Source organism: Pusillimonas sp. (assembly GCF_029263785.1).
Lineage (GTDB): Bacteria > Pseudomonadota > Gammaproteobacteria > Burkholderiales > Burkholderiaceae_B > Pusillimonas.
On record NZ_JAJUFE010000002.1, the window covers coordinates 40,879 to 65,251 of the forward strand.

A 24,373-nucleotide genomic window follows, 5' to 3' on the forward strand; every position below is an offset into this window, starting at 1 on the left:
ACATGGCATACGAAATTTCTTTGCTCACAGCCATGGGAATCAGCGTCATCTTTGCGCTGTCCCTCAATCTCATCACGGGCTTTTGTGGCCAGATCAGTCTGGGTCACGCTGCCTTTCTGGGTATCGGGGCCTATACCTCGGCCATGCTATGCAAAGCAGGCGTACCCTTTTTTGCCACCCTGCCCGTCGGCATGCTGCTTGCCGGCATAGTGGGCATTATCGTTGGGCTCACCAGCCTGCGGGTACGCGCCGACTTCCTGGCCATTACCACGATGGGAGCCGTATTCCTGTTTGTCGGCGTCGTCCGTCAGCAAGAGTGGCTGGGCGGCGAAATGGGCATCTCCGGCATTCCGGGATCGGGGCTGGACCGTGTGGAGTTCATGTGGTTCTCGCTTGGCCTGGCTGCTCTGGTTGCCATTTTCTGCATCTACATCCAGAAATCATGGATGGGCCGCGTGTTTAACGGCATTGCCGAAGACGAAGACACCATGCGGGTTCTTGGCATTGACGTACCGCGGTACAAATTGGCTGCATTTGCCATGGGTACGGCAATCGCCGGCCTGGCTGGCGGGCTTTACGGTCAGCACTTCAAGTACATAGGGCCGGAAAGCTTTGGCTTCATCGAATCGATCACCGTGCTGTCGATGGTGGTGTTCGGCGGCATAGGCTCGGTTCCTGGCGTGATCTTCGGGGCGGCCTTGCTGTCGGCCCTTCCGGCATGGTTCCAGGTAATCGGCGACTACAAGCTGCTGGTTTACGGCGGCGTCCTGTTCTTGATGATGCGCTTTTCGCCGGGTGGTGTCGCGGGCATGGTGCGCGCACTCATGCGCCGCCGCGGTAACCGCAAGCAAGCTGAAGGAGCACGCCCATGACCGCAAACACCTTATTACGCGTCAAAGGCATTACCGTGCAGTTCGGCGGCCTCAAGGCTGTCGACGACGTGTCGTTCGACGTTCAGCAAGGCGAACTGCTCGGACTGATCGGGCCGAACGGCGCGGGCAAAACAACGCTGATGCGCGCGATTACCGGCGTGGTCACTGCCAACTCGGGCTCGATTCATCTTGGTGATCAGGCCCTGACAGGTTTGCCGACACATCAGCGCATACGCCGCGGCCTGGCCTTCTCCCAGCAGCTGGTTCGACCCTTTCGCGAAATCTCGGTGCTGGACAACGTCGCGCTGGCAGCCGGTAGCGCACACACGCGCTCGCCCTTGAAAGCGTTGCTGCACACTGACTCCACCCGTGAACGAGACATCGCCCGAAGCATGCTGGAGCGGGTGGGCATAGCCCAACACGCCGACCAGATGCCCGGAATTCAACCGCTGGGCGTGCTCAAGCGTCTGGAGGTGGCTCGCGCCCTGGCACAAGAACCCAAGCTTCTGCTGCTGGACGAACCCCTGGCAGGCCTGAACTCACGCGAAGCCACGACGCTTGCCGACACCATTGCCCAGATCAATCGCCAAGGGGTCACCATCATTCTGATCGAACACAATCTGGGTGAGGTCATGCGCATCTGCCAGAGACTGGTCGTATTGGATAACGGACGAAACATCGCCAACGGCCCTCCGCGTGAGGTCATGCAGCAACCCCAAGTGCGTGCTGCGTATCTGGGCGCAGAAAAATCTGCCGACATCACGGAGGAACAAGGTGCTTGAATTAAAAAACCTCACTTGTGGCTACGGCACTTTCGAGGCCGTGTCCGATCTGTCGTTAATCCTGCAGCCGGCGACGATTACCGCGCTGGTGGGCGCCAATGGTGCAGGCAAGTCTTCCACCCTGATGTGCATTGCCGGCCACGTACAACTGCAGCGCGGCACGATCCTGTTCGAAAAACGCGACATCAGCACCATGGCACCGCCCGACCGGGTCCGGCTTGGCATCGCCATCTCGCCCGAAGGCCGTCGCCTTTTCAAAGACCTTAGTGTTGAGGACAACCTTCGCGTCGGCGGCCTGATCCGGCCCAAGACAGACTTTCAGGAAGACCGCGATAAGGTCCTTACCCTGTTCCCGCGCCTGGGCGAGCGCCTGAATTCGCTGGCCGGCAACCTGTCGGGCGGAGAACAGCAGATGCTGGCCATAGGCCGCGCTCTCATGACCCGCCCGAAACTGATCATGATCGATGAGCTTTCGCTGGGCCTCATGCCCAAGGTCATCGATCTTTGCTATGACGCGCTTCAACAGCTTCGCTCCGAAGGCATGACCATCCTTCTGGTAGAGCAGAACACCGACCGTGCGCTTAGCGTGGCGGATCAGGTCTGCGTCCTGGAATCGGGTCGCACCGTATGGCAAGGCACTGCCGACGCTGCCGCAAAAGATCCGGACCTGGCCGCCGCCTATCTGGGCTTGCATTAACGAACTTCATTGCGGGCTCGCGCGGCAGCCTTATGCCGCGTGCCCGGGCTAGAAAGTAAGAGGAACCGAAAATGAACACTGCAACAGACCAACACGCTGCCGACCCCCGCTACGACGCCTCCCGTACCATCCGCGCCCCCCGCGGCAATACGCTGACGTGCAAGAACTGGATCAGCGAAGCCGCCTACCGCATGATCCAGAACAACCTGGACCCTGAAGTCGCCGAAGACCCCAAACATCTCGTGGTGTACGGCGGCATTGGCCGGGCAGCGCGTAACTGGGAATGCTTTGACCAGATTCTGGCTGAACTGAAAAACCTCGAAGAAGACGAATCCCTGCTGGTGCAGTCCGGCAAACCGGTCGGTGTCTTCAAGACCCATCCGGACGCGCCCCGGGTTCTTATCGCCAACTCCAATCTGGTTCCGCAGTGGGCCAACTGGGAGCACTTCAACGAGCTCGATCGCAAGGGCCTGTTCATGTATGGCCAGATGACCGCCGGCAGCTGGATCTATATCGGCAGCCAGGGCATTGTTCAGGGTACTTACGAAACATTCGTCGAGGCCGGACGCCAGCACTTCGGCGGTGACTGGGCCGGACGCTGGATCCTTACCGCCGGCTTGGGCGGAATGGGCGGAGCACAACCCTTGGCCGCGACACTGGCCGGTGCCGTGTCGCTAAACATTGAATGCCAGCAAAGCCGAATCGACTTCCGTCTGCGCACACGCTATGTCGACAAGCAGGCCAAAGACCTGGATGACGCGCTTGCCATGATCCGTCACCATTGCGAACGCAAGGAAGCGGTTTCCATAGCCTTGCTGGGCAACGCGGCCGAAATTCTGCCCGAGCTGGTTCGTCGCGCCAAAGAAGGCGGCATGAAACCCGACCTGGTAACTGACCAGACTTCCGCCCACGACCTGGTCAACGGCTACCTGCCCATGGGTTGGACAGTCGAGCAATGGGAGGCTGCACGCAAAGACGCCTCGAAACACGCTGAACTGACCGAGCGCGCACGCGAATCGTGCGCCGTTCATGTCAAAGCCATGCTCGACTTCCACGCGATGGGCATTCCCGCTGTCGACTACGGCAACAATATCCGACAGGTTGCCGCCGATGCCGGCGTGTCCAACGCCTTCGATTTCCCGGGATTCGTGCCCGCCTACATCCGTCCGCTGTTCTGTGAAGGCAAGGGCCCCTTCCGCTGGGTAGCACTGTCCGGCGACCCCGAGGACATCTATAAAACCGACGCCAAGATCAAAGAGCTTTTCCCCGAAAACAAATCGGTTATCCGCTGGCTGGATATGGCCCGCGACCGCATCGCTTTCCAGGGCCTGCCCTCGCGCATATGCTGGCTGGGTCTGGGCGAACGCCACATTGCAGGCCTTGCCTTCAACGAAATGGTTCGCAACGGCGAGCTCAAGGCTCCAATCGTCATTGGCCGCGACCACCTCGACACCGGCTCGGTAGCCAGCCCCAACCGCGAAACGGAATCGATGCGCGACGGCACCGACGCGGTCTCTGACTGGCCCTTGCTCAACGCTCTGCTCAATACCGCGGGCGGAGCAAGCTGGGTTTCCTTCCACCACGGCGGTGGAGTTGGAATGGGTTATTCTCAACATGCCGGCATGGTCATCGTGGCCGACGGCAGCGACGCGGCGGCCAAGCGACTCGAACGGGTTCTGATCAACGACTGCGGTTCGGGCGTCATGCGTCACGCCGATGCCGGCTATGAAGCCGCCATCGAATGCGCCAAGCGCTTCGGGCTGAAGCTTCCCATGATCAAGTAAGCAAACGGACGACATGCATACTCCTGCTGACATGAACCAATGGAAAGGCCGCGTCGATGCGGCCGAGGGCCCCACGGGACAACGTTGGCATCAAGTGGTTCGCCCCTTCGACAACAACTCTGCCCCAGGCGTGGTGCTTACCGGATTTGCCTGCGACGCCGGAGTACAGCGCAACCACGGCAGGCCCGGAGCCCGCAAGGGGCCTGCCGCCATTCGTGCCATGCTGAGCAATATGCCTGTGCGCCAGCGCAGCGACATATTCGACGCGGGCGACATCGCTCCGCAATCCAGTGATGCCACCGATGGCCTGGAGCCGGCGCAAGACCAGCTCTCTGACCATTTGGCCAGTATCCTTGCCAAAGGTCATATGCCCATCACCCTGGGCGGCGGGCACGAGATTGCATTCGGATCGTTCGAAGGTCTGGCTCGTCACCTGAGCGCAGGCGACGAAGCATCTCCGCGAATCGGCATCCTCAATCTCGATGCACATTTCGACTTGCGTCAGGCTGAGCACGCCAGTTCAGGCACACCTTTTCGGCAGATCGCTGAAAGCTGCCGGCAACGCGGCTGGGCGTTCAACTACTGCTGCCTGGGCGTCAGTGAATTCGCCAATACCCAGGCCCTGTTCGACCGTGCAGCCTCCTTGGGTGTCGATTGGCTTCTGGATGAAGAGATGGACATCACTCGACGCACTGCCGTGCTCGAGCGCCTCGACGCCTTCCTTGAAAAGGTCGACCACCTCTACTTCACGATCTGCCTGGACGTCCTGCCGGCTTACGTAGCGCCGGGGGTCAGCGCCCCTGCGGCCAGAGGCGTGCCTTTGGATATCGTCGAAGCCATCACGGATCATGTGGCAGCGTCGGGCAAGATGCGTCTGGCCGACATCGCCGAACTGAATCCCGATTTCGATATCGACCATCGCAGTGCGCGTGTCGCCGCCCGGCTGGTGACACGCATTGCCAACCATTCGAGCGAACTATGAGCCAAACCGGTCATTATTGGGACAAGCTGTGGGTCAACGTGCACCTGGCCACAATGCAACATGGCCAGGGCTACGGCGAAATTACCGACGGAGCCATAGCCACCCGCCACGGCAAAATCGTTTGGCTTGGCAAACGCAGCGATTTACCTGCCGGTGTTCAAGTTTCACAAGAACACGACGGCCAGGGTGGCTGGATTACGCCGGGCCTGATCGACTGTCATACACACATAGTTTATGCAGGCAACCGCAGCAACGAGTGGGAAGCCCGACTGAATGGCGTGCCCTACGAACAGATTGCTCGCGAAGGCGGCGGCATTGTCTCTACAGTACGTGCCACGCGCGAGGCCGATCTGGAATCGTTGCTGAACCAAAGCCTGCCACGGGTCCGAGCCCTGATTTCAGAAGGCGTTACAACCCTGGAAATCAAGTCTGGCTATGGCCTTGATCTGGCCAACGAAGAAAAAATGCTGCGTGCAGCTCGCGAAATCCAGGCACGTTTGGGCGTAACCGTTCGCACAACCTTTCTGGGTGCCCACGCCTTGCCGCCCGAATATGCCGGGCGGGCCGATGCCTACATTGACGAAGTCTGCAACGTCATGCTGCCCGCCTTGGTCGAACAAGGTCTGGTGGATGCCGTCGACGCCTTCTGCGAGAACATCGGGTTTACACCGGCCCAGACCGAAAGGGTGTTTCAGGCTGCCCGGCAACATGGTCTGCCCGTCAAGCTTCATGCCGAACAATTGTCCGACCAAGGCGGGGCGCAACTCACCGCACGCTATGGCGGGCTTTCTGCGGATCACCTGGAACACCTTTCTGCCGAAGGCATCGCAGCCATGGCCCAGGCAGGCACCGTTGCCGTACTGCTTCCGGGGGCCTTCTATTACCTGCGAGACACTCAACTGCCTCCTGTTCAGGCCATGCGCAATGCCGGAGTCGCAATGGCTGTCTCAACCGATTGCAACCCCGGCACGTCTCCATTGACCTCCCTGTTGCTGGCGATGAATATGGCCTGCACGATATTCCGCCTGACACCGCTGGAGGCCCTTACCGGAACAACCCTCCACGCCGCAAAGGCCTTGGGCATGGACGATACGCACGGAAGCCTCGAGCTTGGCAAGAAGGCCGACTTTGCCCTGTGGGACATTGACCGGCCGAGCGATCTGGCCTACGCGATGGGGTTCAATCCCTGCAGGGAGATCGTCAAGGAAGGGTCGCTGCGAGCCTGAGGCCCGCAGCGGGCGGAAGACCGGTGCTTATCAACAAAGAAAATCGTCAACGCAGGGCCGCTTTACGAAGAGTTCGGCTTAATCTGCTGACGCCGGCGCTACGGGAGCCAGCGATGCCTTGGCCAGCAGTGCCTGCGCTATTGCCTCTTCTGAAAACTTGATTTGCTGCTGATAATCCTGGCGGGTGGGTGACGACAGTACCGGCAAGATCTTTTTCTCGGCGTAATTTCTGACGCTATCAGGCAGAAGTTGCACTCGAAAGGAAAGCTTCTTTGCATTTCTTACCTCGAGTGTGTCCCAGAAACTGCATCTGGAAACTGACCAATCGCCCTGGATCGACGCGCCCCGTGGCAGACCATTTCTGGATTGATAATGCTCGGCTACCCTGCATCTGCGATCCGAGTGGTCTTCGTCATCCACATACAACCAGGCATGAAAGCTCAGGGAACTGATGTCGTACTGACTGCCGTTATGAACGACATATTCGAATTTCGGGCGTTTTAAGTACTTGTCTTCCTTGATGGCTACCGGCTCGAGCCTGATTTTTGCCAGTTCCTCAGAGACTTCCTTCAGGCGACGCTCATCCGCTGCCAGCCGCTCGGCATTAGCGGCCATCTCAGCCGTAATCGACGCAATCTTCCTTGTGTGCAGCGCGATATAAGCGTCTGATTCTGCGTCAATGACCTTGCGCGGCGTGATCTTTGGGTAAGCCTGGATCAGCCCTTCGAGCGTGTAAGTACTGACAGCCCAGTTATAGGCATTTTGCTGCTCAACCGTCATGTCAGCCCAGGCTTCATCGAGTGTCTTGCGATAGGCGGCCTCGCTGTCGGTAGCGATCGACTTGTCGACACCTTTTCCGCCACAGGCTGCCAACAACACCGCAACGCTAAACACTATAGCAACCCGACAACGCTTCCACATTAAAACCACCTGCAATCCAAATCAAAGAAAATGAACAACGTGCCGCTTGCCCAGACCTGCCCGCAGACTCGGCACAAAGTCATAACGACACCAGACCAGAGACCTTAAGCCCATCGGGCACCGGCCTGCGGGAGTTGCACCCACAAAAAGTGCGCCCATGCCGGGCGCAAAAACAAAAAGCCCTTGTAAAAACAAGGGCTTTTTGAACAATATCGTGGTCGGGGTGACATGATTCGAACATGCGACTCCTACGTCCCGAACGTAGTACTCTACCAGGCTGAGCTACACCCCGAAGATTTTCAGCGATCTCGCTCGACCGCGAAAGAACAGAATTTTAACAAAGAATCGTGATGTGCGGAGGCCGGAAATGCCTTCAGTGCATCGCGTGCAATATCCGCTTCCGACACAGCGACCTGACGGGTGTATTCAAGCGCATCGGTGTCGTGAATGGCACGTGCAACAGCGTCGAAATCACCGTCGCCCGATTCAATCGCCCCGGCAATCAGCTCGCGTTGAACCTGTGTGCCCACTTCCATCGCACGAATCAGCGGCATCGTGGGCTTGCCCTCTCGCAAGTCGTCACCTACGTTCTTGCCCAGGTTTCCTGCATCGCCGCTGTAATCCAGCACATCGTCTACCAGCTGGAAGGCGGTGCCGATATGGCGACCATACGCCGCGGCAGCCTCTTCCTGGGCGCTATCGGCCCCCGCGATGATCGCACCAACCTGACAGGCCGCTTCGAACAGCTTGGCGGTCTTGTAGCGTACCACCTGCATATACCGCTCGATGGAAACCGCCGGGTCGTGCACATTAAGGAGTTGCAACACCTCGCCTTCGGCAATGATGGTAGTGGCCTGTGACAGCACTTGCATGATGCGCATCGAGTCGGCCTCGACCATCATCTCGAACGACCGGGAATAAAGATAATCGCCAACCAGCACGCTGGCGGCATTGCCAAACACCGCATTGGCCGTGCTACGGCCACGTCGCAGATCGGATTCATCGACCACATCATCATGGAGCAAGGTCGAGGTATGAATGAATTCGACCACGGCCGCCAGCAGATGATGGCGCTCGCCCTGATAGCCCAGCGCGTTGGCGATCATCAACAGCAGCGCCGGGCGCATGCGCTTGCCCCCGGCACCGATGATGTAATCACCCACAGTTCGGATTAATACGACGTCGGAATTCAGACGCGCCCGGATCACCGCGTCGACGGCCTTCATGTCGTCAGAGATGGGCGCAAGCAAATCGGCTAAGTTCAAAGGGAGTCCGCTACAAAAAGCCTGAGGGGCGGGTATGAGACCGCTGACGGATGCCGGGCAACCGCACGGGCCAGGCTAGATTATACGTGCTTGCCACAGGCTCGCACTGCCGAAATTGGCGATAATAGCGGTTTGCCCGGAAACACCTGGAGATTCGCTTGACTGCCCTGGACCTGACCACACTAGTGCAACGCGCGGAGCGCGTGCTGGCGCAACTGGAAGCCTGGCTGCCCCCCGCGCCGCCCGAAATTGACTGGACCGCCCACGCCTTTCGCTGGCGCAAGCGCGGCTCCAAGGGATGGCTTGACGCCATCAGGCAAGTCTCACGCATCGAAGTGGACGATCTGCAGCACATCGAACGGCAAAAAGCCATCATCGACCGCAACACCCGTCACTTCCTGGAAGGCAAGCCGGCCAACAACGTGCTGATGACCGGTGCGCGTGGCACCGGCAAGAGCTCCCTCGTCAAGGCCATGCTGGCCGCGTACGGCGACCGTGGCCTGCGGCTCATCGAGGTCGACAAATCCGATCTGGCCGACCTCGACGAGATCGTCGAGCTCATCAGCAAGCGCCCCGAACGCTTCATCATCTTTTGCGATGACCTCTCGTTCGAAGAAGGCGAAGCCGGTTACAAGGCACTCAAGTCCGTGCTGGACGGTTCCCTTAGCGCCGCGGGCGACAACGTCCTTATCTACGCCACGTCCAACCGCCGTCACCTCATGCCCGAGTACCTCAGCGAAAATCTGGCCGCACAGCACCAGCCCGATGGCGAAATCCACCCCGGCGAGACCGTCGAAGAAAAAATCTCTCTTTCAGAGCGCTTCGGCCTGTGGCTGTCCTTCTATCCCTTCAAGCAAGACGACTACCTCGACATCGTCAATTACTGGCTGGGAGTGCATGGCTGCTCGCCCGAGAGCATCGCGGAATCGCGCGTCGAAGCGCTTCAATGGGCCCTTGAGCGCGGCTCCCGCTCCGGCCGCGTCGCCCGCCAATTCGCACGGGACTGGGCCGCACGCCATGTCTAAACCGTTTGTAGACGTTGCCGCCGGCCTGATCCTGCGTTCCAACAATGAGCTCTTGCTGGCCGAACGACCCGGCGACAAACCCTGGTCGGGCTGGTGGGAACTGCCCGGCGGAAAGATCGAACCCGGCGAAACCGTTCTTGAGGCCCTTTCGCGCGAGCTCAAGGAAGAACTCGACATCCAGGTAACCGAATCGGCCCGGTGGGTAACGCATGTGCACGAGTATCCCAAGACCATCGTGCGACTGTCCTTCTGCAAGGTCACCGGTTGGGAAGGCACCCCCACCGGCATCGAGGGACAACGGCTCGCCTGGGTCCGCACCGACCGTCCGCTAGACGTCGGCCCCCTCCTGCCCGCCACCGAGCCTCCATTGCGCTGGCTTCAGCTGCCCGACCGTTACCTCATTACTTCAATAGGCAATGCCGACAACCTCGCAAACTTCCTGCAGCGACTTGAACGCGCCCTGAGCCATGGCAAGATGCTGGTGCAATTTCGTGAGCCCCAATGGGCAAGCCGGGCAAGCTCCACTGAAATTAAGGCCGCCTTCGACGCAGTCCTGCATGCCTGCCGCCAGGCTGGTTCACCCTGCCTCGTCAACAGCATCCATCCCGAATCCTGGTGGCACCAGGCCGACGGCGTCCATTTCCGCGCCCAGGATGCCATCGCCATCCTCAACAAAGATCGCCCGGTTCCCGAAGGCATTCTCTATTCAGCCGGCGACGACACCCAGGGCATCGACCGTAACAGCCGCGAATACGCGCTTACGCGCAGCGCCACCCACCTCGCCCCCAGACGACTCGTCGGCGTCTCGGCCCATAACGCAGACGAACTGGAATCCGCCCGCAGCCTGGGTGCCGACTTCGCCGTACTTGGCCATGTCCTTGAAACCCCCTCGCATCCCGACCATGAGCCATTGGGCTGGCCGCGATTCAGCACCCTTGCCTTCGAAGGCGGCCTGCCCGTGTATGCCATAGGCGGACAAAGTTCCAGCACACTGTCCACTGCTATTCAGCACGGCGCTCACGGCATCGCGGGAATCCGGTTTCTGGCTGAGTGACTCGCAACGTGAACCGCCTACGCTGCCAAACCTCGACTACGGCAGCACAGGCGGCACGTCTTGCAACGCATCCACCTGCCAGCCCCCTCCCAACGCCACCATCAACTGCACCGAGGCCAACAGCCGACTAAGCCGAAGCGACAGGGCCGCCCGCTCCGTGCTAAGTGCCGTCGCCTCGACCTGCACCACGCTCAGATAATCAATCATGCCCGCGTTGTACTGATTTCGCGTCAGTTCCAGCGATTCACGCGCTGCGGCCAAAGCACGTCCCTGCGTTTCCTGCTCCTGTTCCAGCACCCGAAGCTGGACCAGGAAATCCTCGACTTCCTGCAAGGCCTGCAGCACCGTCAGCCGATAATTCGCGACCTGCTCATCGTAAATGGCCCGAGCTTCCTCAAGCTGGGCCCGCCGTGCTCCACCATCGAACACCGTCAGGGCCAGCGCCGGCCCCAAAGACCAGAAGTGAAACGGTGCACTGAGCCACTGTGCCCACTGACTACCCCGGTAGCCATATTGCGTGCTTAAAGTCAGGTCTGGAAACCACGCCGCCTGAGCCACGCCAATGCGCGCATTTGCCTGCGCCGTGCGCCGCTCGGCTGCAGCCACGTCCGGACGACGCTCAAGCAACTGGGACGGCAGACCGGCGGGTATCACAGGGACCAGACCCGGCATCCTGCCCTCGTCCAGACCAAACTGCGACGGAGGCTGCCCAAGCAAGACAGCCAATGCATGTTCAAGCTGCGCCCGCTGCCGCTCCAGCGCAAGCATCTGCGTGCGCGCGTTTTCGAGCTGGGTCCGTGCCGATGCCACATCCACCTGCGCGGCGATTCCCGCCGCATAGCGATTCTGCGTCATCTCGAGTGACCGCTCGTAGGCAGCCACGGTCTGGGCGAACAATGCCTTTTCGGCATCGAACGCACGCAGCTGAAAATACGTCTGGGCCAACGTGGACTGCATGCTGAGACGCGTATTCGCAAGGTCGGCCGCACTGGCCTGCGCACCGGCCTCGCCCGCTTCAACCGTACGACGTATCCGGCCCCATAGATCCGCCTCCCAGCTTACGTTCGCCGATAGCGAATACTGATTCCCGGTGGCAGCGCCCTGCCCGGCATTGCCGCCTCCACCGCCCGAGCGTGTCGCGGATGCCGACGTGCCGATGGTGGGGAAAAATCCCGCGCCCGCTGAGCGCACCAACGCCTGGGCTTGCCGATAGCGCGCCTCCGCTTGCGCAATGGAAAGATTCGCCTCCAGCATCCGGCTCATCAAGTGGTTGAGATCTTCATCTTCAAAATCGCGCCACCAGTCGGGTCGAGGCACATGATCGCTGGGGCGCGCCTGTACCCAGCCTTTTGCTTCCTTGAACTCGCCACCCACCTCAACGACTGGAAGGCGATAGTCCGGGCCGACAGCACAACCCGCCAAAACCGCGCACAAAAGCACCGTGCCAAGCCGCGCCCCGGTGAACTTGAGAGTGATATCGTTTCCCGTCATTCGTTTCCTTGCCCTTGCAAAGCGAAAGCCGCCAAAAAACTCCTTGTTTTTCGCCCGTTCATTGCTGCGTCAATTCTCGCGGGGCGCTACCGCGTGGCTGCCTGCGCCGCTTCGACCACAAACGCAATCGATCCAGATACAGATACACAACCGGCGTCGTGTACAAGGTAAGCACCTGGCTCAGAATCAGCCCACCCGCAATGGTGATTCCCAGCGGCTGGCGAATTTCCACCCCTGCGCCGGTCGCGAATATCAGCGGCAGTGCTCCGAACAAGGCGGAAATTGTCGTCATCATGATGGGCCGGAAGCGCACCAGACATGCTTCGAATATGGCGTCGCGCGTCGACAGACCACGCTGGCGTTCAGCCTGCAGCGCAAAGTCAACCATCATGATGGCGTTCTTCTTGACGATGCCAATCAGCAAGAAAACCCCGATGAGCGCGATCAGGGTAAATTCATGACCCAGCAATTGCAGGGCAAGGAGCGCGCCGATGCCGGCGGAAGGCAATGTGGACAAAATGGTAATGGGGTGGATATAACTTTCGTACAACATGCCCAATACGATATACATCGTCACCAACGCCGCCAGGATCAGCCAGGGCTGCTGCCTTACAGCTTTCTGTAAATCCAGCGCATCACCCAGGAACCCTGCCTGGATCTGGTCGCTGGGCAGCCCGATACGCGCTACTGCCCGCTCGATTGCCTGTGCCGCTTCTTCGAGGGTAACCCCCGGTGCCAGGTTGAACGAGGTGTTCTCCGCCGCCAGCAGCCCTTCATGCCGAACACTGGTCGGCGCGTTTCCGGATTCGAATCGCGCGAAAGAAGCGAGCGGCACGCGGTTGCCCTGCGCAGTAATTACTTGCACTTGTTTGAGCGACTCGATGTCACGGGCGAACTTTGGGTCCACGGCCATCACCACGTGGTATTGGTTCAGCGGACCATAAATAATCGACACCTGACGCTGACTGAACGCATTATTCAGCGTAGACGAAATCAAGGACATATCCACTCCCAACCGAGTGGCTGCGTCCCGGTCTATGACAAGCTCAACCCGCTGCGCCCTGTCTTCGATCCCGTCTTCCACATCGACCAGTTCCGGCAACTGGGACATGGCCGCGCGTAATCGTGTGACCCACGTCTGCAACAACGGCAGATCACTTGCGAGCAACGTGTAATCGTAGGACGCCGAGCCGCGACGACCCGCGCCACGCAGATCCTGCTCTGGAATCAACGTCAGCCTTGCCCCGGGCTCGCTACTGAAACGAGGACGGAGTCGATTGACGACCTGAAGCGCGCTGACCTTTCGTTCTTCGAGCGGTTTGAGCTGGATCATCATGAAGCTGGATGTCGTACCGCCTCGCCCGCCCATGAACGCCGTGACACTTTCAATGGCCGGGTCTTCAAGAAGAATCCGGCGGAATTTTTCAAGCTTGGGTTGAGCAGCCTGAAAGGAAGTGCCCTGGTCGACCCTGAAAAAACCCATCAGCTGGCCCGTGTCCTGCTGAGGAAAAAACCCTTTGGGTACTACCGAGTACAAATACACATTCAGGCCGATCGTTGCCACAAGCACCAACAGCATGAAGCGGCTATGGCGCAGCGCCCACTCAAGCGATGCCTTGTACCCACGCCAAAAACGGTCTCCCAGTGATTGAACGAAACGTCTGAATGCTGACGGCCGGCGCTCTGCCTGATTCTGGCGCTTGAGCAGTCGCGAGCACATCATCGGCGTCAGAATCAGCGACAGTACCAACGACACCATGATCGCTGCAGTCAAGGTAACGGCGAACTCGCGAAAAAGACGTCCCAGCAGGTCGCCCATCAACAGGATGGGAATGAACACCGCCACCAGCGAGACACTCATCGCCATTACGGTGAAACCAACCTCGCGGACACCCCGCACCGCTGCACGAAATGGCGACATGCCGCGTTCGATGTGCCGCGAGATATTTTCTAGCACGACAATGGCATCATCGACGACAAAGCCTGTTGCCACGATCAACGCCATGATCGAAATGGTGTTCAGACTGAATCCAAACCACCACATCAGCCCGAAGGTCGTGATCAGAGAGGCCGGCACTACAACGCTTGGAATCAGCGCGGCCCTGAAGTTGCGAAGGAACAGCAACACAACCAGCACGACAAGCACAACCGCGATAATCAGGGTCAGCTCCGCCTCGTGTAACGATGCGCGTATGCTGGGTGTGCGGTCCTGCGCCACAGTAAGAGTCACATGGGCCGGCGCCATAGCCTGAAAAATCGGAAGCTGCGCGCGGATGGCGTCGACGGTTTCAATGATATTGGCGTCGGGCTGGCGGCGAATGATCAGCAGCACCGCCCGCTTGTCATTGAAATACCCCACGTTGTACAGCTCTTCAACCGAGTCCTCGACCTTCGCCACATCACCCAGGCGAATGGGTGCTCCATCCCGCCAGGCTACGATCAGCGGCGCATATTCGGCCGCGCGTGTCATCTGCGGGCTCGACAGTATCTGCCAATGATGCCGGTCATTTTCGACAATGCCATTGGGCCGCAAGGTGTTGGCGTCAGACAGGGCGGCCCGAACTTCGTCCAGCGATACTCCCGCGCTATTAAGGGCATTGGGATTCAGACTGATGCGGACAGCGGGCAAGGAGCTGCCGCCTACGGTCACCTCGCCCACGCCCGTGACTTGAGAAAGCTTCTGCGCAAAGACGGTAGAGGCCAGATCGTATAGCTGGCCTTGTGTGGCAATGTCTGATGTCAGCGCCAGTACCATGACCGGCGCCGAATTCGGATTCACCTTGTTATAGGTGGGGTTGTTACGCAATCCCGAAGGGAGCATCGCACGCGCTTCATTGATGGCAGCCTGAACATCGCGCGCCGCACTATTGATGTCGCGATCCATGTCGAACATCAGCGTGATGTTTGTCGAACCCTCCGAACTTCGCGACGACATTTCCGACAGGCCCGCAATGGAACCCAGCGCCTGTTCCAGTGGCATGGCAACGCTGGACGCCATGGTTTCCGGACTGGCCCCCGCCATGCGGGCATTGACCGAAATCATCGGGAAATCAATTTGTGGCAAGGGGGCCACCGGCAAAAGCCTATACGCCAATACCCCCGACAACACCATTGCGATGCACAGCAGGGTCGTGGTTACCGGCCGCAGGATGAACAGGGTCAGCCATCTCATGGCGCTACCTGCTGCGCATCGGCGCGCGCGCGACGACTGGCCGAATAGCGCCGCGAAAGCCTGTCAAACATCAGGTAAATGACCGGTGTAGTGAATAAAGTCAGCAATTGGCTGCAAACCAGTCCGCCCACCATCACCAGGCCCAGGGGTTGACGCAACTCGGACCCGGCGCCTGTCGAGAGCATGAGCGGGATTGCCGCAAAGAGCGCTGCCAACGTGGTCATGAGGATAGGACGAAAACGCAGCAGGGCCGCCTCATGGATCGCGTCGCGCGGCGCCAACCCTCGCTGACGCTCTGCATCCAGCGCAAAATCGATCATCATGATCGCGTTCTTCTTCACGATACCGATCAGAAGGATAATGCCGATGATGCCGATCATGTCGAGAGCCTTGCCGGTCAGAAGCAATGCCAGCAAGGCTCCGATGGCGGCAGACGGCAGCGTCGACAGAATCGTCACGGGGTGGATATAACTTTCGTACAGGATGCCCAGAACGATATACATGGCCACCACGGCGGCGAGCATCAGCCATAATGTGCTGGCCAGCGAGGCCTCGAATGCACGGGCGGCACCCTGAAACTTCATTTCAGTCGTGATGGGCATGTCGAGCTCTGCCTGAGCCTGGGTAATCGCATCGACCGCGTCCGACAACGCTACGCCAGGCGCCAGATTGAACGACAGGGTAGTGGCCGGAAACTGACCCAGCCGCTCGATCGACAGCAATCCCGATTGCTGTGTGGCGGTCACCACGCTGCCAAGCGGAATGGTGCCCCCCGAGTCAGTGCGCACGTAGATATGATCCAGTGCCGCCGGGCTGCGACGGTACGACTCTTCCACCTCCAATACCACCCTGTACTGCGCCGATTGCGTAAAAATCGTCGATATCAGACGTTGTCCGAAAGCATCGTACAGAGCCTCGTCAATGGCCGAGGTGGTAACACCCAGCCGCGCGGCAGCGTCGCGATCTATGGCCAGAACGGTCTGCAAACCTCCGGCCTGCTGGTCCAGGGTAACGTCTTCCAATTCAGGCAGCTGCCGCATCGCCTCTTCGAGACGCGGGGCCCACTCCAGCAATACCGCAGGATCCGGATCGGACAACGACATCTGATATTGCGTCCGGCTCACCCGGTCTTCGATGGTCAGGTCTTGCACAGGCTGCATGTACACCCTGATATCGGGCAAGCCGGACAGCTTTTCCTTCAAGCGACGGATAATATCGGTAGCGTTGTCGTCCCGGTCCGCCAGGGGCTTCAGAGCGATCTGCATGCGACCGGTATTGATCGTTGCGTTGCTACCATCGATTCCGATAAACGACGACACGTTCTGCACCGCCGGATCTTGCAGGATGACGTCAACGGCCTGGTGCTGGCGCTGTGCCATGGCGTTGAATGAAACGGTGGCGGGCGCCTGGCTGATGGCCTGAATCAGACCGGTGTCCTGCTGAGGGAAAAACCCTTTGGGAACCACCGCGTACAGCAAGGCTGTTAACAGCAATGTCGCAAATGCTACCCAAAGCGTTAGCCGCTGGCGAGCAAGCACCCACACCAGACCCCGATCATACGCAGCCACCAGACGGTCCATCGCGTCGCCGAGCCAGCGCTGAAAACGCCCATGTTTCTGCTCCGACTCGGTCTTCAGCAGGCGCGCGCACATCATAGGCGTAAGTGTCAGCGATATGCCAAGCGAAAGCAGAATCGCGACCGCCAGCGTGATGGCGAACTCACTGAACAGTCTGCCGATGACATCGCTCATGAAAAGAAGGGGAATCAGCACCGCAATCAGCGACAAGGTCAGCGACACCAAGGTAAATCCAATCTGCGACGCACCCTTGAGCGCTGCCTGAAGCGCGGACTCGCCTTCTTCTATATGCCGCGCGATGTTCTCGATCATCACGATAGCATCGTCCACCACAAACCCGGTCGCAATCGTAAGCGCCATAAGGGTCAGGTTGTTGATGCTGAAGCCGGCCAGATACATGACTGCGAACGTGCCAATCAGGGAGAGCGGCACCACCACACTGGGAATGAAGGTGGCCGTCCAGCTTCGCAAAAAGACGAATGTGACCAGCACCACCAGAACGATCGCCAGCATCATCTCAAACTGAACGTGATTGACCGAGTCACGTATGGTTTGGGTGCGATCAGTCGCTACTTCAACGTCTACGCCAATAGGCAGGGCCTGGCGCAACGACGGCAAAAGCTGCTTTACCCGATCGACCACTTCAATGACGTTGGCGCCCGGCTGACGCTGGATGTTCAGCAGTATGGCGGGCTGGTTGCCCACCCAGGCCGCCTGGCGGATGTTTTCTGCGCCTTTGGTTGCGACGGCCACATCGCGCAGGCGCAGGGCGGCACCGTTCTCGTACGCCAAGATGAGCGACTCATAATCTTCGATGGAGCGCAGTTGGTCATTGGCATTGATGGTGGTTGATCGGTTCGGACCATCAAGGTTTCCCTTCGGCTGATTGACATTGGCCGATGTGATGGCACTGCGTAGATCAGAAAGTGTCAGGCCCCGCGCCGCCAGGGCTTGCGGGTCTGCCTGGATGCGCACAGCCGGTCGCTGCCCGCCGGCAATACTCACCAGCCCCACACCCGTAATCTGGGACAGTTTCTGAGCTACGCGGATATCGATCAGGTCACGCACGTCATACAGGGGCAGAGTGGGAGACGTAACGGCCAACGTAATGACTGGCGTGTCGGCGGGATTGACCTTGTTGTAAACGGGCGGCGCGGGCAGATCATTGGGCAACAGGTTTGAAGCCGCATTGATCGCCGCCTGTACCTCCTGTTCAGCCACGTCCATCGCCAGCTCAAGATCGAACTGCAAGGTGATGGACGACAACCCCCCAGAGCTGGTCGAGCTCATTTGAATAAGGCCCGGCATCTGGCCAAACTGCCGTTCAAGCGGCGAGGTCACCAATGCCGCCATGACGTCCGGACTCGCACCAGGGTATTCCGTACTGACCTGTATGGTGGGGTAATCCACCTCGGGCAGCGCCGATACCGGCAGCATGCGATACGCCAGGATGCCCGCAATCAACAACGCGATCATGGCCAAAGTAGTGGCCACCGGACGAAGAATGAACAGGCGGGAAATATTCATGGCAAGGTCAACCCGATGTCCTGCTAATGAGGTGCGCCGACGCCGGGAGCACCACGCCGTCCACCGGGCACCGGTGCCGGGCGCGCCGCGTCTGCCGTGGCTGTCACAATTTCTACCCTGGAGCCTTCCCGCAGCCGGTCGACACCTTCGGTGACCACACGCACACCGGCCTCCAGACCCTGGGTGATTGCCACTTTATCGCCTTCCACTGTTCCCGTTTCGACTCGGCGGATTTGCACTGAATCCGAGTCGTCAAGTGCATAAACGAACGCACCTTGCGACCCCTGCTGAATGGCTGCGGCCGGTGCCACAATGGCCGGCAATCCGGTTCGCACCTTGAGACGAACGTTGACGAACTGATTCGGAAACAGGGTTTCGTCCTCGTTCTCGAAGCGGGCCTTCAGCTTGAGCGTGCCCGTGGCAATGTCTATCTGGTTGTCGATGGATTCCAGTTGGCCGGTGGCCAGCTTGCGGGTGTCGCTGCTGTCGTAAACATCGACTTCCAGGGGGGAACCTTGCCTGAACTGCTCCAGCACCTCTGGGACCCGGGCTTGCGGCAGGGTGAATACGACCGATATGGGCTGCGTTTGAGTCAACACGACCAGCCCTTCTGTGCTGCCCGCCGATATCAGATTCCCTTGGTCGACCTGGCGCAAACCCAGACGCCCGTCCATCGGCGCCACGATCTCGGTGAAACTGAGCTGCAGCCTGGCATCATCCACCGCCGCCTGATCACTTTTTTGCGAACCCAGATACTGCTGGACCAACGCCACCTGCGCGTCCACCTGCTGCTTGGCAATGGAGTTCTGCTTGAAGAGCAATTGATAGCGCTGCAGGTCGCGCTGAGCATTTTCCAGCTGCGCCTGGTTTTGCCTTTGCTGCCCCAGTGCCTGATCCAGTCTGATCTGATACGGACGCGGATCAATCCGGGCAAGCACGTCACCCTTCTTTACCTTTTGCCCGTCTTCAAACAACACCTCTTGCAGTTCGCCGTCGACCCGGGCCCGTACAGTGACAGTGTTGTAGGCAGTAACGGTACCAATGGCGCGGTAGACGACGTCAATGGTGCTGTCCTCGGTGGTGGCGATGCGCACGGGAACCGGCGCACCCATCATGCTGCCCATGAAAGGAGCACCGCCACCAGGCCGGCCCGCCGGCGCCGGCTTGCTGCCGCTCCAGTACCAGTAGGCCGCCAGTGCCACTACCACGATGAACACCGCCCACCACCAGGGGCGGGAAATACGTCGCCTGCCCGCTTCGGGACGCAAATCCGACATGCAAAGTTCTCCAATAGGAAATCAAGCCGCTATTGTCGCCAATTCCATGAAAGGCGCGAACAAAAAATAGCCAAATGAAATCGACCGCAACAACTTTCCAGCGGGTGGAGTATCGACGGTCAAAGATTGCAGCGAGCCAGGCGAAAAGGGATATCGCGCGTGACCGGCTGGGGCTTGAGCTCGTTGTCCTGGGTCGAAAAACGGATCCAGATTACATATTTATTGGCGCTCATTTCGGGGAAGACACCCAGATCGGCATCAACCCAGGTGCGCAGCAGCTGATAGGTTTTGCCAGTGAGCATTTCTTGATAGGCACCCTGACGGGCTTCGAGCGACTCGATGTCACTGGAGTCACGAAGCATTCGCAGAATCAGGGCCAGTCCGCTATACAAGGGCAGAAACGGGCTGATCCATTGCTTGAGGTCGTTGACCCGGACCTCGTGGGGTTTGATCTGCCAGGCGTAATACGAGGGGATATCGGCCGGGGACGAACCGCCGGGCACAGCCAGCCTGCCACGCAGACTGGCCAGCCATTCGTTGTCGCGCAACCCCTGCCCGATTCGCCCCTGGGCGCCAAGCGCAGCCGCCGCATCCTGAATTTCGGTCAGCATTGCATCAAGGGCACTGCCGTCAACGCCCGGATGCTGCCTCAGGCTGCTGAGGGACACGCGCTGGCGTTCAAGATCTTGAAGCACCGAGCCACGCAGATCTGTGCGCTCGGAAACTTCGAGCAGATCGAACAGGGTATCAAGAGCTATCTGGTGGTGGTGAACATCTGGGCCGTCGGCAAAGAAAAAAAGCCTGCCAAACAAATGCTCGACCCGGAGCAGAGTTCTAACGCGTTCGTTGCAAGGATATTCATAAAGAATCACGCGACCAGTAACCTTTTGGTGGTTAGTACACTTCGTCCTTTCCGCTGGAGTCGCGCCGAGCTGCCAACTTGCACCAGGCATCATGCAGCGCCCGCGAGCGCGCCTCGAGTTCATCCAGAGTTGTGCCGCCATCGTTGAGCACGATGTCGTCGGCGGCGGCCAGACGAGCCTCGCGGCCAACCTGCACCGACATGATACGCTCAATAGCTTCTTGCGTCAGCCCGCTACGGGCCTGTACACGGGCAACTTGGGTGGCCGGATCGCAGTCGACAACGCAGATGCGATCCACCTCATCGCGCCAACGCCCCGACTCTATCAGCAACGGGACAACAAATACAAGATAGCATCCCGTGGCCTGCTGCGCCTGCTCGCGTGTAACCTGCCTTATCATTGGGTGAAGAATGGCTTCAAGCCGTCGCCGGGCGTCGGGGTCTGCGAACACAAGCTCGCGCATGGCTCGGCGGTCGAGCGACCCATCCGGTGCAATGGCTTGCGGCCCGAACTCGGCACGAATCGGCCCGATCGCCGCCCCGCCGGGTGCTGTCAGCTGATGCGCAATGGCATCCGTGTCGATAACGGAAGCGCCCCATGAGGCGAAAAAATCGGCTACCTGTGTCTTTCCGGAGCCTATTCCACCCGTCAAGCCTATCTTCAACATGGGACAAATCCCTTCCAAGCCAAAACTTTAAATTTACCTTAGTCCCATGCGAACGGGCGAGCTTTGCCTGTTAAGATAAGCCTGAATTTGCCGGCCACATGCCTTTGAAAGCAAGTCGCGTCCAAGGCGCGTGGTGTTCATAAATCCAATTTCAACGACAACATACCATGACAGCCGCATCACGCCGCTATGCTTATCTGAATTCAAAGATCAGCACCCTGACAGCTTGTGCAGTAATGGTCGTCCTGACGGGCTGCGCGGGTCAGCAGGAATCTGTGCGATACCAACAGCCCGAGTCAACACTTACCGACGCCCAGGCACAGGCGCGGGGACGCAGCACCAGCCTCGCTCCATCGCAGATTCAACTTGGTTTCGGCGAAGATGCTGCGCGGCGTGAATCGCAGGCCGCCGCCACCGAAGCGCAGCAAGCCACCCGTGAAGCAATGGCTGCTCAGATACGACCGCTGCGTGAAGCCAAGACCTTCTTGGGAACGCTGCCCTGCTTGCTGGGGGGCACATGCGACACGAGCCGTGTCACGCTCACATTAGCGCCCAATGGGCAATGGCGTGCCAGGTCGCAACCACTTTCAGGAAGTGGTACTACAGCGGCAACGGCTCAGCAGGGCTGCTGGGAAGTAACCGGGAATTCGCCGTGGCGCATCCGCCTGAGTCTGGACAATTCCACGGCCTCGGCCGCCAGCTTCACCTTCGTCAATGACAATCTGCTGCGGGTCAATACAGTAAACGACCAGCAGCCGCTGCTCGATTTCCACCTGACCCGTCAGGCCGATATAGACGGCATTGACGAGTTGAGCGGTTCACCCGCACCAAGCTGCAACTGAAGCCCTGCAACCCGACGAGCCAGTTCGACCGCATTGCGCACCTGCAACTTTTGAAAGCAGCGTGCGCGATGCGCTTCGACAGTGCGTTGGGACACACCCAGTTCGGCGGCAATTATCTTGTTGGGCATGCCCAGGGCGACATACTCCATGACGTCGCGCTCACGCGGGGTCAAGGTTGAAATCAATGTGGTGATCGGCGGGTTTCCGTTCATGCCATTCCCTTCTTATTGTCATTAGTTTGAAGGGATTCTGTCATAAAGTGCAACATATTGTCGCCTGTCAGTTCTGACAGATTCAGCCTACTGATTCCAACCCGCCGCGCCGCGTTCAACCGTGGTACTGCATCTCCAGATTATCGATCAGGCGCGTTGAGCCCAGTTTGGCCGCCGCCAGTGCGACCAATGGTTCACCGGCCCGAATCTCGGCTGTCGTGGGCACTCCCAGATCGCGTTGGCGCCGCACCGATACATAATCCACACTCCAGCCTCGCCGAGACAGTTCTTCGCGCGCCTCGCCTTCCAGCTGCAGCTGGTCATGGCAACCCTGTTCGAGCCGCTGTTGAATCTGGCGCAACATAGCGTAAAGACGTGGTGCTTCTGCCCGCTCGGCTGGTGACAAATACACATTACGCGACGACAAGGCCAAGCCATCGTGGTCGCGCACTGTCTCGTGAGCCAGAATATTCACGGGCAGCTGAAACTGACGGCACATGCTTCGTACAACCATCAGTTGCTGATAATCCTTCTTTCCAAAAACAGCCACACGCGGCTGCACGCAAGAAAACAATTTCAACACCACCGTTCCGACGCCGGTAAAGAACCCTGGCCGACACTCGCCTTCGAGTATGCCGCCCAGATCGCTCGGCGGCTGAATCTGGAAGCTTTGCGGCTCGGGGTACATCTCGCTCTCGCGCGGCGCAAACAACACATACACATCGCGTTCGCGTTCGAGCTTTTCGATGTCGGATTCGAGTGTCCGCGGATAGCGATCAAAGTCTTCGTTGGGGCCAAACTGCAGGCGATTGACAAAAATACTGGCCACCACCGGACTGCCATGCTGGCGAGCCAGCTTCATCAATGCCAGGTGACCGGCGTGCAAATTCCCCATGGTGGGCACGAACGACACATGCAACTGCCCACGCAGCTGATCGCGCAATTCTTCGATTGTGTGTACTACTTTCAAGTAGGTCTCCGTCGGGGGCGCCTGCTATCAGGCTGCCGCTGCCGTATATGACAAGCGCACGTAGATGGGCGCGTAAGGTTCTGCCTGCGTTATTTCGAGCAGTGATTCTCGCGAAAGCTCGAGCATGGCCAGGAAGTGTACGACGATGACAGCAATGGCATCGCCCTGCTGTACGCGCTCACTGAACAATTCCGAAAACTCCATGAACCGAACATTGGCGAGTCGACGCAATATTTGGCTCATGTGATCGCGAACCGAGAGCTGCTCGCGAGTGATGCGGTGGTGCGCGTTAAGTTTTGCCCGTCGCATGATGTCAGCCCATGCCTGCCGAAGATCGTCGGCACTGACTTGAGGTAAAGCGCGCTCGACACGCAAGTCCATGAACGCATGGCTGCGCTGAAAATCTCGTCCCAAACGCGGGAGCTGGTCGAGCTTTTGCGCAGCCAGCTTCATCTGCTCGTACTCGAGCAGGCGACGTACCAGCTCTGCCCTGGGATCGTCAGGTTCTTCGCCAGTGTCGGAGTTCTTGACCGGCAACAGCATTCGGGACTTTATCTCGATAAGCAAAGCCGCCATAAGCAGATATTCGCCCGCCAGCTCGAGATTCTGATTCCGGATCTGCTCGACGTAGGACAAATACTGCTGCGTTACCTCGGCCATGGGAATATCCAGCACGTTGAAGTTCTGCTTGCGAATCAGATACAGAAGCAGATCCAACGGCCCCTGAAACGTCTCGAGAAAAACCTCGAGAGCATCAGGAGGAATGTATAGATCCTGAGGAAGCGAGAACAGAGGCTCGCCGTATAAGCGAGCCAACGCTACGCTATCAACGACGTCGGGTGTGCTGTCGATCCTGGGGTCGACCAGTGCATTCAGATCATCGGCCGAGACGGACGCAGTCATTGACTTGAGTTATCAGTCGGTCTGGTAGACGTAAGGACGCTGGTTAACCCGGCCCGAGCGATAGTACTCAAGCTGTTCGGGGTCAAGGTTCTTGTCCCACAGGAGCGCGCGCCCTTCACGCTGGCGCTGCTCGGTGTCGGCATGCTTGCGCTTGTACTCATTAATGAATTTCGTGATGTCAGATTCGTAATGGCGGGCCATATGCTTCGTATCGCTACATTTAACGTCAACCGAGAGTTTAACGCAGTCGAACAAAGTTAGAAT

21 protein-coding genes and 1 tRNA gene are annotated in these 24,373 nt (G+C 59.0%); 9 read left to right on the forward strand and 13 right to left on the reverse strand.

The features are described 5' to 3' along the window. Positions 1 to 2 precede the first annotated feature (2 nt). From Q1J88_RS00815 to hutI, 6 genes are all read left to right on the forward strand, one after another. Complete coding sequence (locus tag Q1J88_RS00815) at positions 3 to 872, forward strand: branched-chain amino acid ABC transporter permease (protein WP_301115494.1); 870 nt, start codon at positions 3 to 5, stop codon at positions 870 to 872. Next, on the forward strand, positions 869 to 1,654 hold the full coding sequence (locus Q1J88_RS00820) for an ABC transporter ATP-binding protein (protein WP_301115495.1): 786 nt from the start codon (positions 869 to 871) through the stop codon (positions 1,652 to 1,654). Before Q1J88_RS00815 ends, Q1J88_RS00820 begins: the two co-directional genes overlap by 4 nt. Further along, positions 1,647 to 2,351: an ABC transporter ATP-binding protein gene (locus Q1J88_RS00825; RefSeq protein ID WP_301115496.1), complete on the forward strand. Its 705-nt coding sequence runs from the start codon at positions 1,647 to 1,649 to the stop codon at positions 2,349 to 2,351. The genes Q1J88_RS00820 and Q1J88_RS00825 overlap by 8 nt, the downstream gene beginning before the upstream one ends. Before the next feature lie 71 nt (positions 2,352 to 2,422). After that, positions 2,423 to 4,135 (forward strand): urocanate hydratase, encoded by a 1,713-nt coding sequence (hutU, locus tag Q1J88_RS00830; protein WP_301115497.1) that lies wholly within the window; start codon positions 2,423 to 2,425, stop codon positions 4,133 to 4,135. 13 nt (positions 4,136 to 4,148) lie between these two features. Then, positions 4,149 to 5,117, forward strand: coding sequence for a formimidoylglutamase (gene hutG, locus Q1J88_RS00835; protein WP_301115498.1), 969 nt, complete (start codon positions 4,149 to 4,151; stop codon positions 5,115 to 5,117). Next, on the forward strand, positions 5,114 to 6,343 hold the full coding sequence (hutI, locus tag Q1J88_RS00840; RefSeq protein ID WP_301115499.1) for an imidazolonepropionase: 1,230 nt from the start codon (positions 5,114 to 5,116) through the stop codon (positions 6,341 to 6,343). Before hutG ends, hutI begins: the two co-directional genes overlap by 4 nt. A 78-nt stretch (positions 6,344 to 6,421) precedes the next feature. Here the strand turns inward: hutI and Q1J88_RS00845 are convergent, their stop codons facing one another. The 3 genes from Q1J88_RS00845 to Q1J88_RS00855 all read right to left on the reverse strand — a co-directional run bounded on the left by Q1J88_RS00845 (position 6,422) and on the right by Q1J88_RS00855 (position 8,529). Then, the gene (locus Q1J88_RS00845) at positions 6,422 to 7,237 is read right to left on the reverse strand and encodes a hypothetical protein (RefSeq protein WP_301115500.1); all 816 of its coding nucleotides are present in this window, start codon (positions 7,235 to 7,237) and stop codon (positions 6,422 to 6,424) included. A 242-nt stretch (positions 7,238 to 7,479) separates the two neighbouring features. Further along, positions 7,480 to 7,556: transfer RNA gene (locus tag Q1J88_RS00850), tRNA-Pro, on the reverse strand. 7 nt (positions 7,557 to 7,563) lie between these two features. Then, positions 7,564 to 8,529, reverse strand: coding sequence for a polyprenyl synthetase family protein (locus tag Q1J88_RS00855; protein ID WP_301115501.1), 966 nt, complete (start codon positions 8,527 to 8,529; stop codon positions 7,564 to 7,566). Positions 8,530 to 8,687: 158 nt separating this feature from the next. Between Q1J88_RS00855 and Q1J88_RS00860 the strand changes: the two genes are divergently transcribed. Both Q1J88_RS00860 and Q1J88_RS00865 read left to right on the forward strand, forming a co-directional pair. Further along, positions 8,688 to 9,554 (forward strand): ATP-binding protein, encoded by an 867-nt coding sequence (locus Q1J88_RS00860; protein ID WP_301115502.1) that lies wholly within the window; start codon positions 8,688 to 8,690, stop codon positions 9,552 to 9,554. Then, complete coding sequence (locus Q1J88_RS00865; RefSeq protein WP_301115503.1) at positions 9,547 to 10,608, forward strand: thiamine phosphate synthase; 1,062 nt, start codon at positions 9,547 to 9,549, stop codon at positions 10,606 to 10,608. Before Q1J88_RS00860 ends, Q1J88_RS00865 begins: the two co-directional genes overlap by 8 nt. A gap of 36 nt (positions 10,609 to 10,644) precedes the next feature. On the opposite strand, the gene Q1J88_RS00870 is transcribed toward Q1J88_RS00865, so the two are convergent. The 6 genes from Q1J88_RS00870 to coaE form a co-directional block, all read right to left on the reverse strand. Beyond that, entirely contained in the window at positions 10,645 to 12,099 is a 1,455-nt protein-coding gene (locus tag Q1J88_RS00870; RefSeq protein WP_301115504.1) for an efflux transporter outer membrane subunit, read from the reverse strand. A gap of 58 nt (positions 12,100 to 12,157) precedes the next feature. Next, complete coding sequence (locus Q1J88_RS00875; RefSeq protein ID WP_301115505.1) at positions 12,158 to 15,271, reverse strand: efflux RND transporter permease subunit; 3,114 nt, start codon at positions 15,269 to 15,271, stop codon at positions 12,158 to 12,160. Continuing rightward, a complete protein-coding gene (locus tag Q1J88_RS00880; protein WP_301115506.1) occupies positions 15,268 to 18,375 on the reverse strand; it encodes an MdtB/MuxB family multidrug efflux RND transporter permease subunit in 3,108 nt (1,035 codons plus the stop codon). The genes Q1J88_RS00875 and Q1J88_RS00880 overlap by 4 nt, the downstream gene beginning before the upstream one ends. Positions 18,376 to 18,398: 23 nt before the next feature. Next, positions 18,399 to 19,652 carry an MdtA/MuxA family multidrug efflux RND transporter periplasmic adaptor subunit gene (locus tag Q1J88_RS00885; RefSeq protein ID WP_301115507.1) on the reverse strand — a complete coding sequence of 418 codons (1,254 nt, stop codon included), beginning with the start codon at positions 19,650 to 19,652 and terminating at the stop codon, positions 18,399 to 18,401. A 119-nt stretch (positions 19,653 to 19,771) separates the two neighbouring features. Next, on the reverse strand, positions 19,772 to 20,524 hold the full coding sequence (gene zapD, locus Q1J88_RS00890; protein ID WP_301115508.1) for a cell division protein ZapD: 753 nt from the start codon (positions 20,522 to 20,524) through the stop codon (positions 19,772 to 19,774). 22 nt (positions 20,525 to 20,546) lie between these two features. Beyond that, the gene (gene coaE, locus Q1J88_RS00895; protein WP_301115509.1) at positions 20,547 to 21,182 is read right to left on the reverse strand and encodes a dephospho-CoA kinase; all 636 of its coding nucleotides are present in this window, start codon (positions 21,180 to 21,182) and stop codon (positions 20,547 to 20,549) included. Positions 21,183 to 21,349: 167 nt separating this feature from the next. On the opposite strand from coaE, the gene Q1J88_RS00900 reads away from it, so the two are divergent. Then, a complete protein-coding gene (locus tag Q1J88_RS00900) occupies positions 21,350 to 22,024 on the forward strand; it encodes a hypothetical protein (protein WP_301115510.1) in 675 nt (224 codons plus the stop codon). Here the strand turns inward: Q1J88_RS00900 and Q1J88_RS00905 are convergent. The 4 genes from Q1J88_RS00905 to Q1J88_RS00920 form a co-directional block, all read right to left on the reverse strand. After that, positions 21,964 to 22,236, reverse strand: coding sequence for a LuxR C-terminal-related transcriptional regulator (locus tag Q1J88_RS00905; RefSeq protein WP_301115511.1), 273 nt, complete (start codon positions 22,234 to 22,236; stop codon positions 21,964 to 21,966). The two genes, Q1J88_RS00900 and Q1J88_RS00905, sit on opposite strands and share 61 nt — an antisense overlap. 115 nt (positions 22,237 to 22,351) lie before the next feature. After that, on the reverse strand, positions 22,352 to 23,206 hold the full coding sequence (panC, locus tag Q1J88_RS00910) for a pantoate--beta-alanine ligase (RefSeq protein WP_301115512.1): 855 nt from the start codon (positions 23,204 to 23,206) through the stop codon (positions 22,352 to 22,354). 27 nt (positions 23,207 to 23,233) lie between these two features. Beyond that, the gene (locus tag Q1J88_RS00915; RefSeq protein ID WP_301115513.1) at positions 23,234 to 24,109 is read right to left on the reverse strand and encodes a ScpA family protein; all 876 of its coding nucleotides are present in this window, start codon (positions 24,107 to 24,109) and stop codon (positions 23,234 to 23,236) included. Between the two features lie 12 nt (positions 24,110 to 24,121). Further along, positions 24,122 to 24,310, reverse strand: coding sequence for a DUF3460 family protein (locus Q1J88_RS00920; protein WP_301115514.1), 189 nt, complete (start codon positions 24,308 to 24,310; stop codon positions 24,122 to 24,124). Between the last annotated feature and the right edge of the window lie 63 nt (positions 24,311 to 24,373).

Bases quoted from the DNA above. Each gene is read 5' to 3' on its own strand.
- Q1J88_RS00900 (WP_301115510.1), top strand. From the start codon at position 21,350: ATGACAGCCGCATCACGCCGCTATGCTTATCTGAATTCAAAGATCAGC.
- Q1J88_RS00880 (WP_301115506.1), bottom strand. From the start codon at position 18,375: ATGAATATTTCCCGCCTGTTCATTCTTCGTCCGGTGGCCACTACTTTG.
- Q1J88_RS00920 (WP_301115514.1), bottom strand. From the start codon at position 24,310: ATGGCCCGCCATTACGAATCTGACATCACGAAATTCATTAATGAGTAC.
- Q1J88_RS00875 (WP_301115505.1), bottom strand. From the start codon at position 15,271: ATGAGATGGCTGACCCTGTTCATCCTGCGGCCGGTAACCACGACCCTG.
- hutI (WP_301115499.1), top strand. From the start codon at position 5,114: ATGAGCCAAACCGGTCATTATTGGGACAAGCTGTGGGTCAACGTGCAC.
- Q1J88_RS00885 (WP_301115507.1), bottom strand. From the start codon at position 19,652: ATGTCGGATTTGCGTCCCGAAGCGGGCAGGCGACGTATTTCCCGCCCC.
- Q1J88_RS00865 (WP_301115503.1), top strand. From the start codon at position 9,547: ATGTCTAAACCGTTTGTAGACGTTGCCGCCGGCCTGATCCTGCGTTCC.
- hutG (WP_301115498.1), top strand. From the start codon at position 4,149: ATGCATACTCCTGCTGACATGAACCAATGGAAAGGCCGCGTCGATGCG.
- hutU (WP_301115497.1), top strand. From the start codon at position 2,423: ATGAACACTGCAACAGACCAACACGCTGCCGACCCCCGCTACGACGCC.
- Q1J88_RS00905 (WP_301115511.1), bottom strand. From the start codon at position 22,236: ATGAACGGAAACCCGCCGATCACCACATTGATTTCAACCTTGACCCCG.
- Q1J88_RS00915 (WP_301115513.1), bottom strand. From the start codon at position 24,109: ATGACTGCGTCCGTCTCGGCCGATGATCTGAATGCACTGGTCGACCCC.
- Q1J88_RS00820 (WP_301115495.1), top strand. From the start codon at position 869: ATGACCGCAAACACCTTATTACGCGTCAAAGGCATTACCGTGCAGTTC.
- coaE (WP_301115509.1), bottom strand. From the start codon at position 21,182: ATGTTGAAGATAGGCTTGACGGGTGGAATAGGCTCCGGAAAGACACAG.
- Q1J88_RS00870 (WP_301115504.1), bottom strand. From the start codon at position 12,099: ATGACGGGAAACGATATCACTCTCAAGTTCACCGGGGCGCGGCTTGGC.
- Q1J88_RS00815 (WP_301115494.1), top strand. From the start codon at position 3: ATGGCATACGAAATTTCTTTGCTCACAGCCATGGGAATCAGCGTCATC.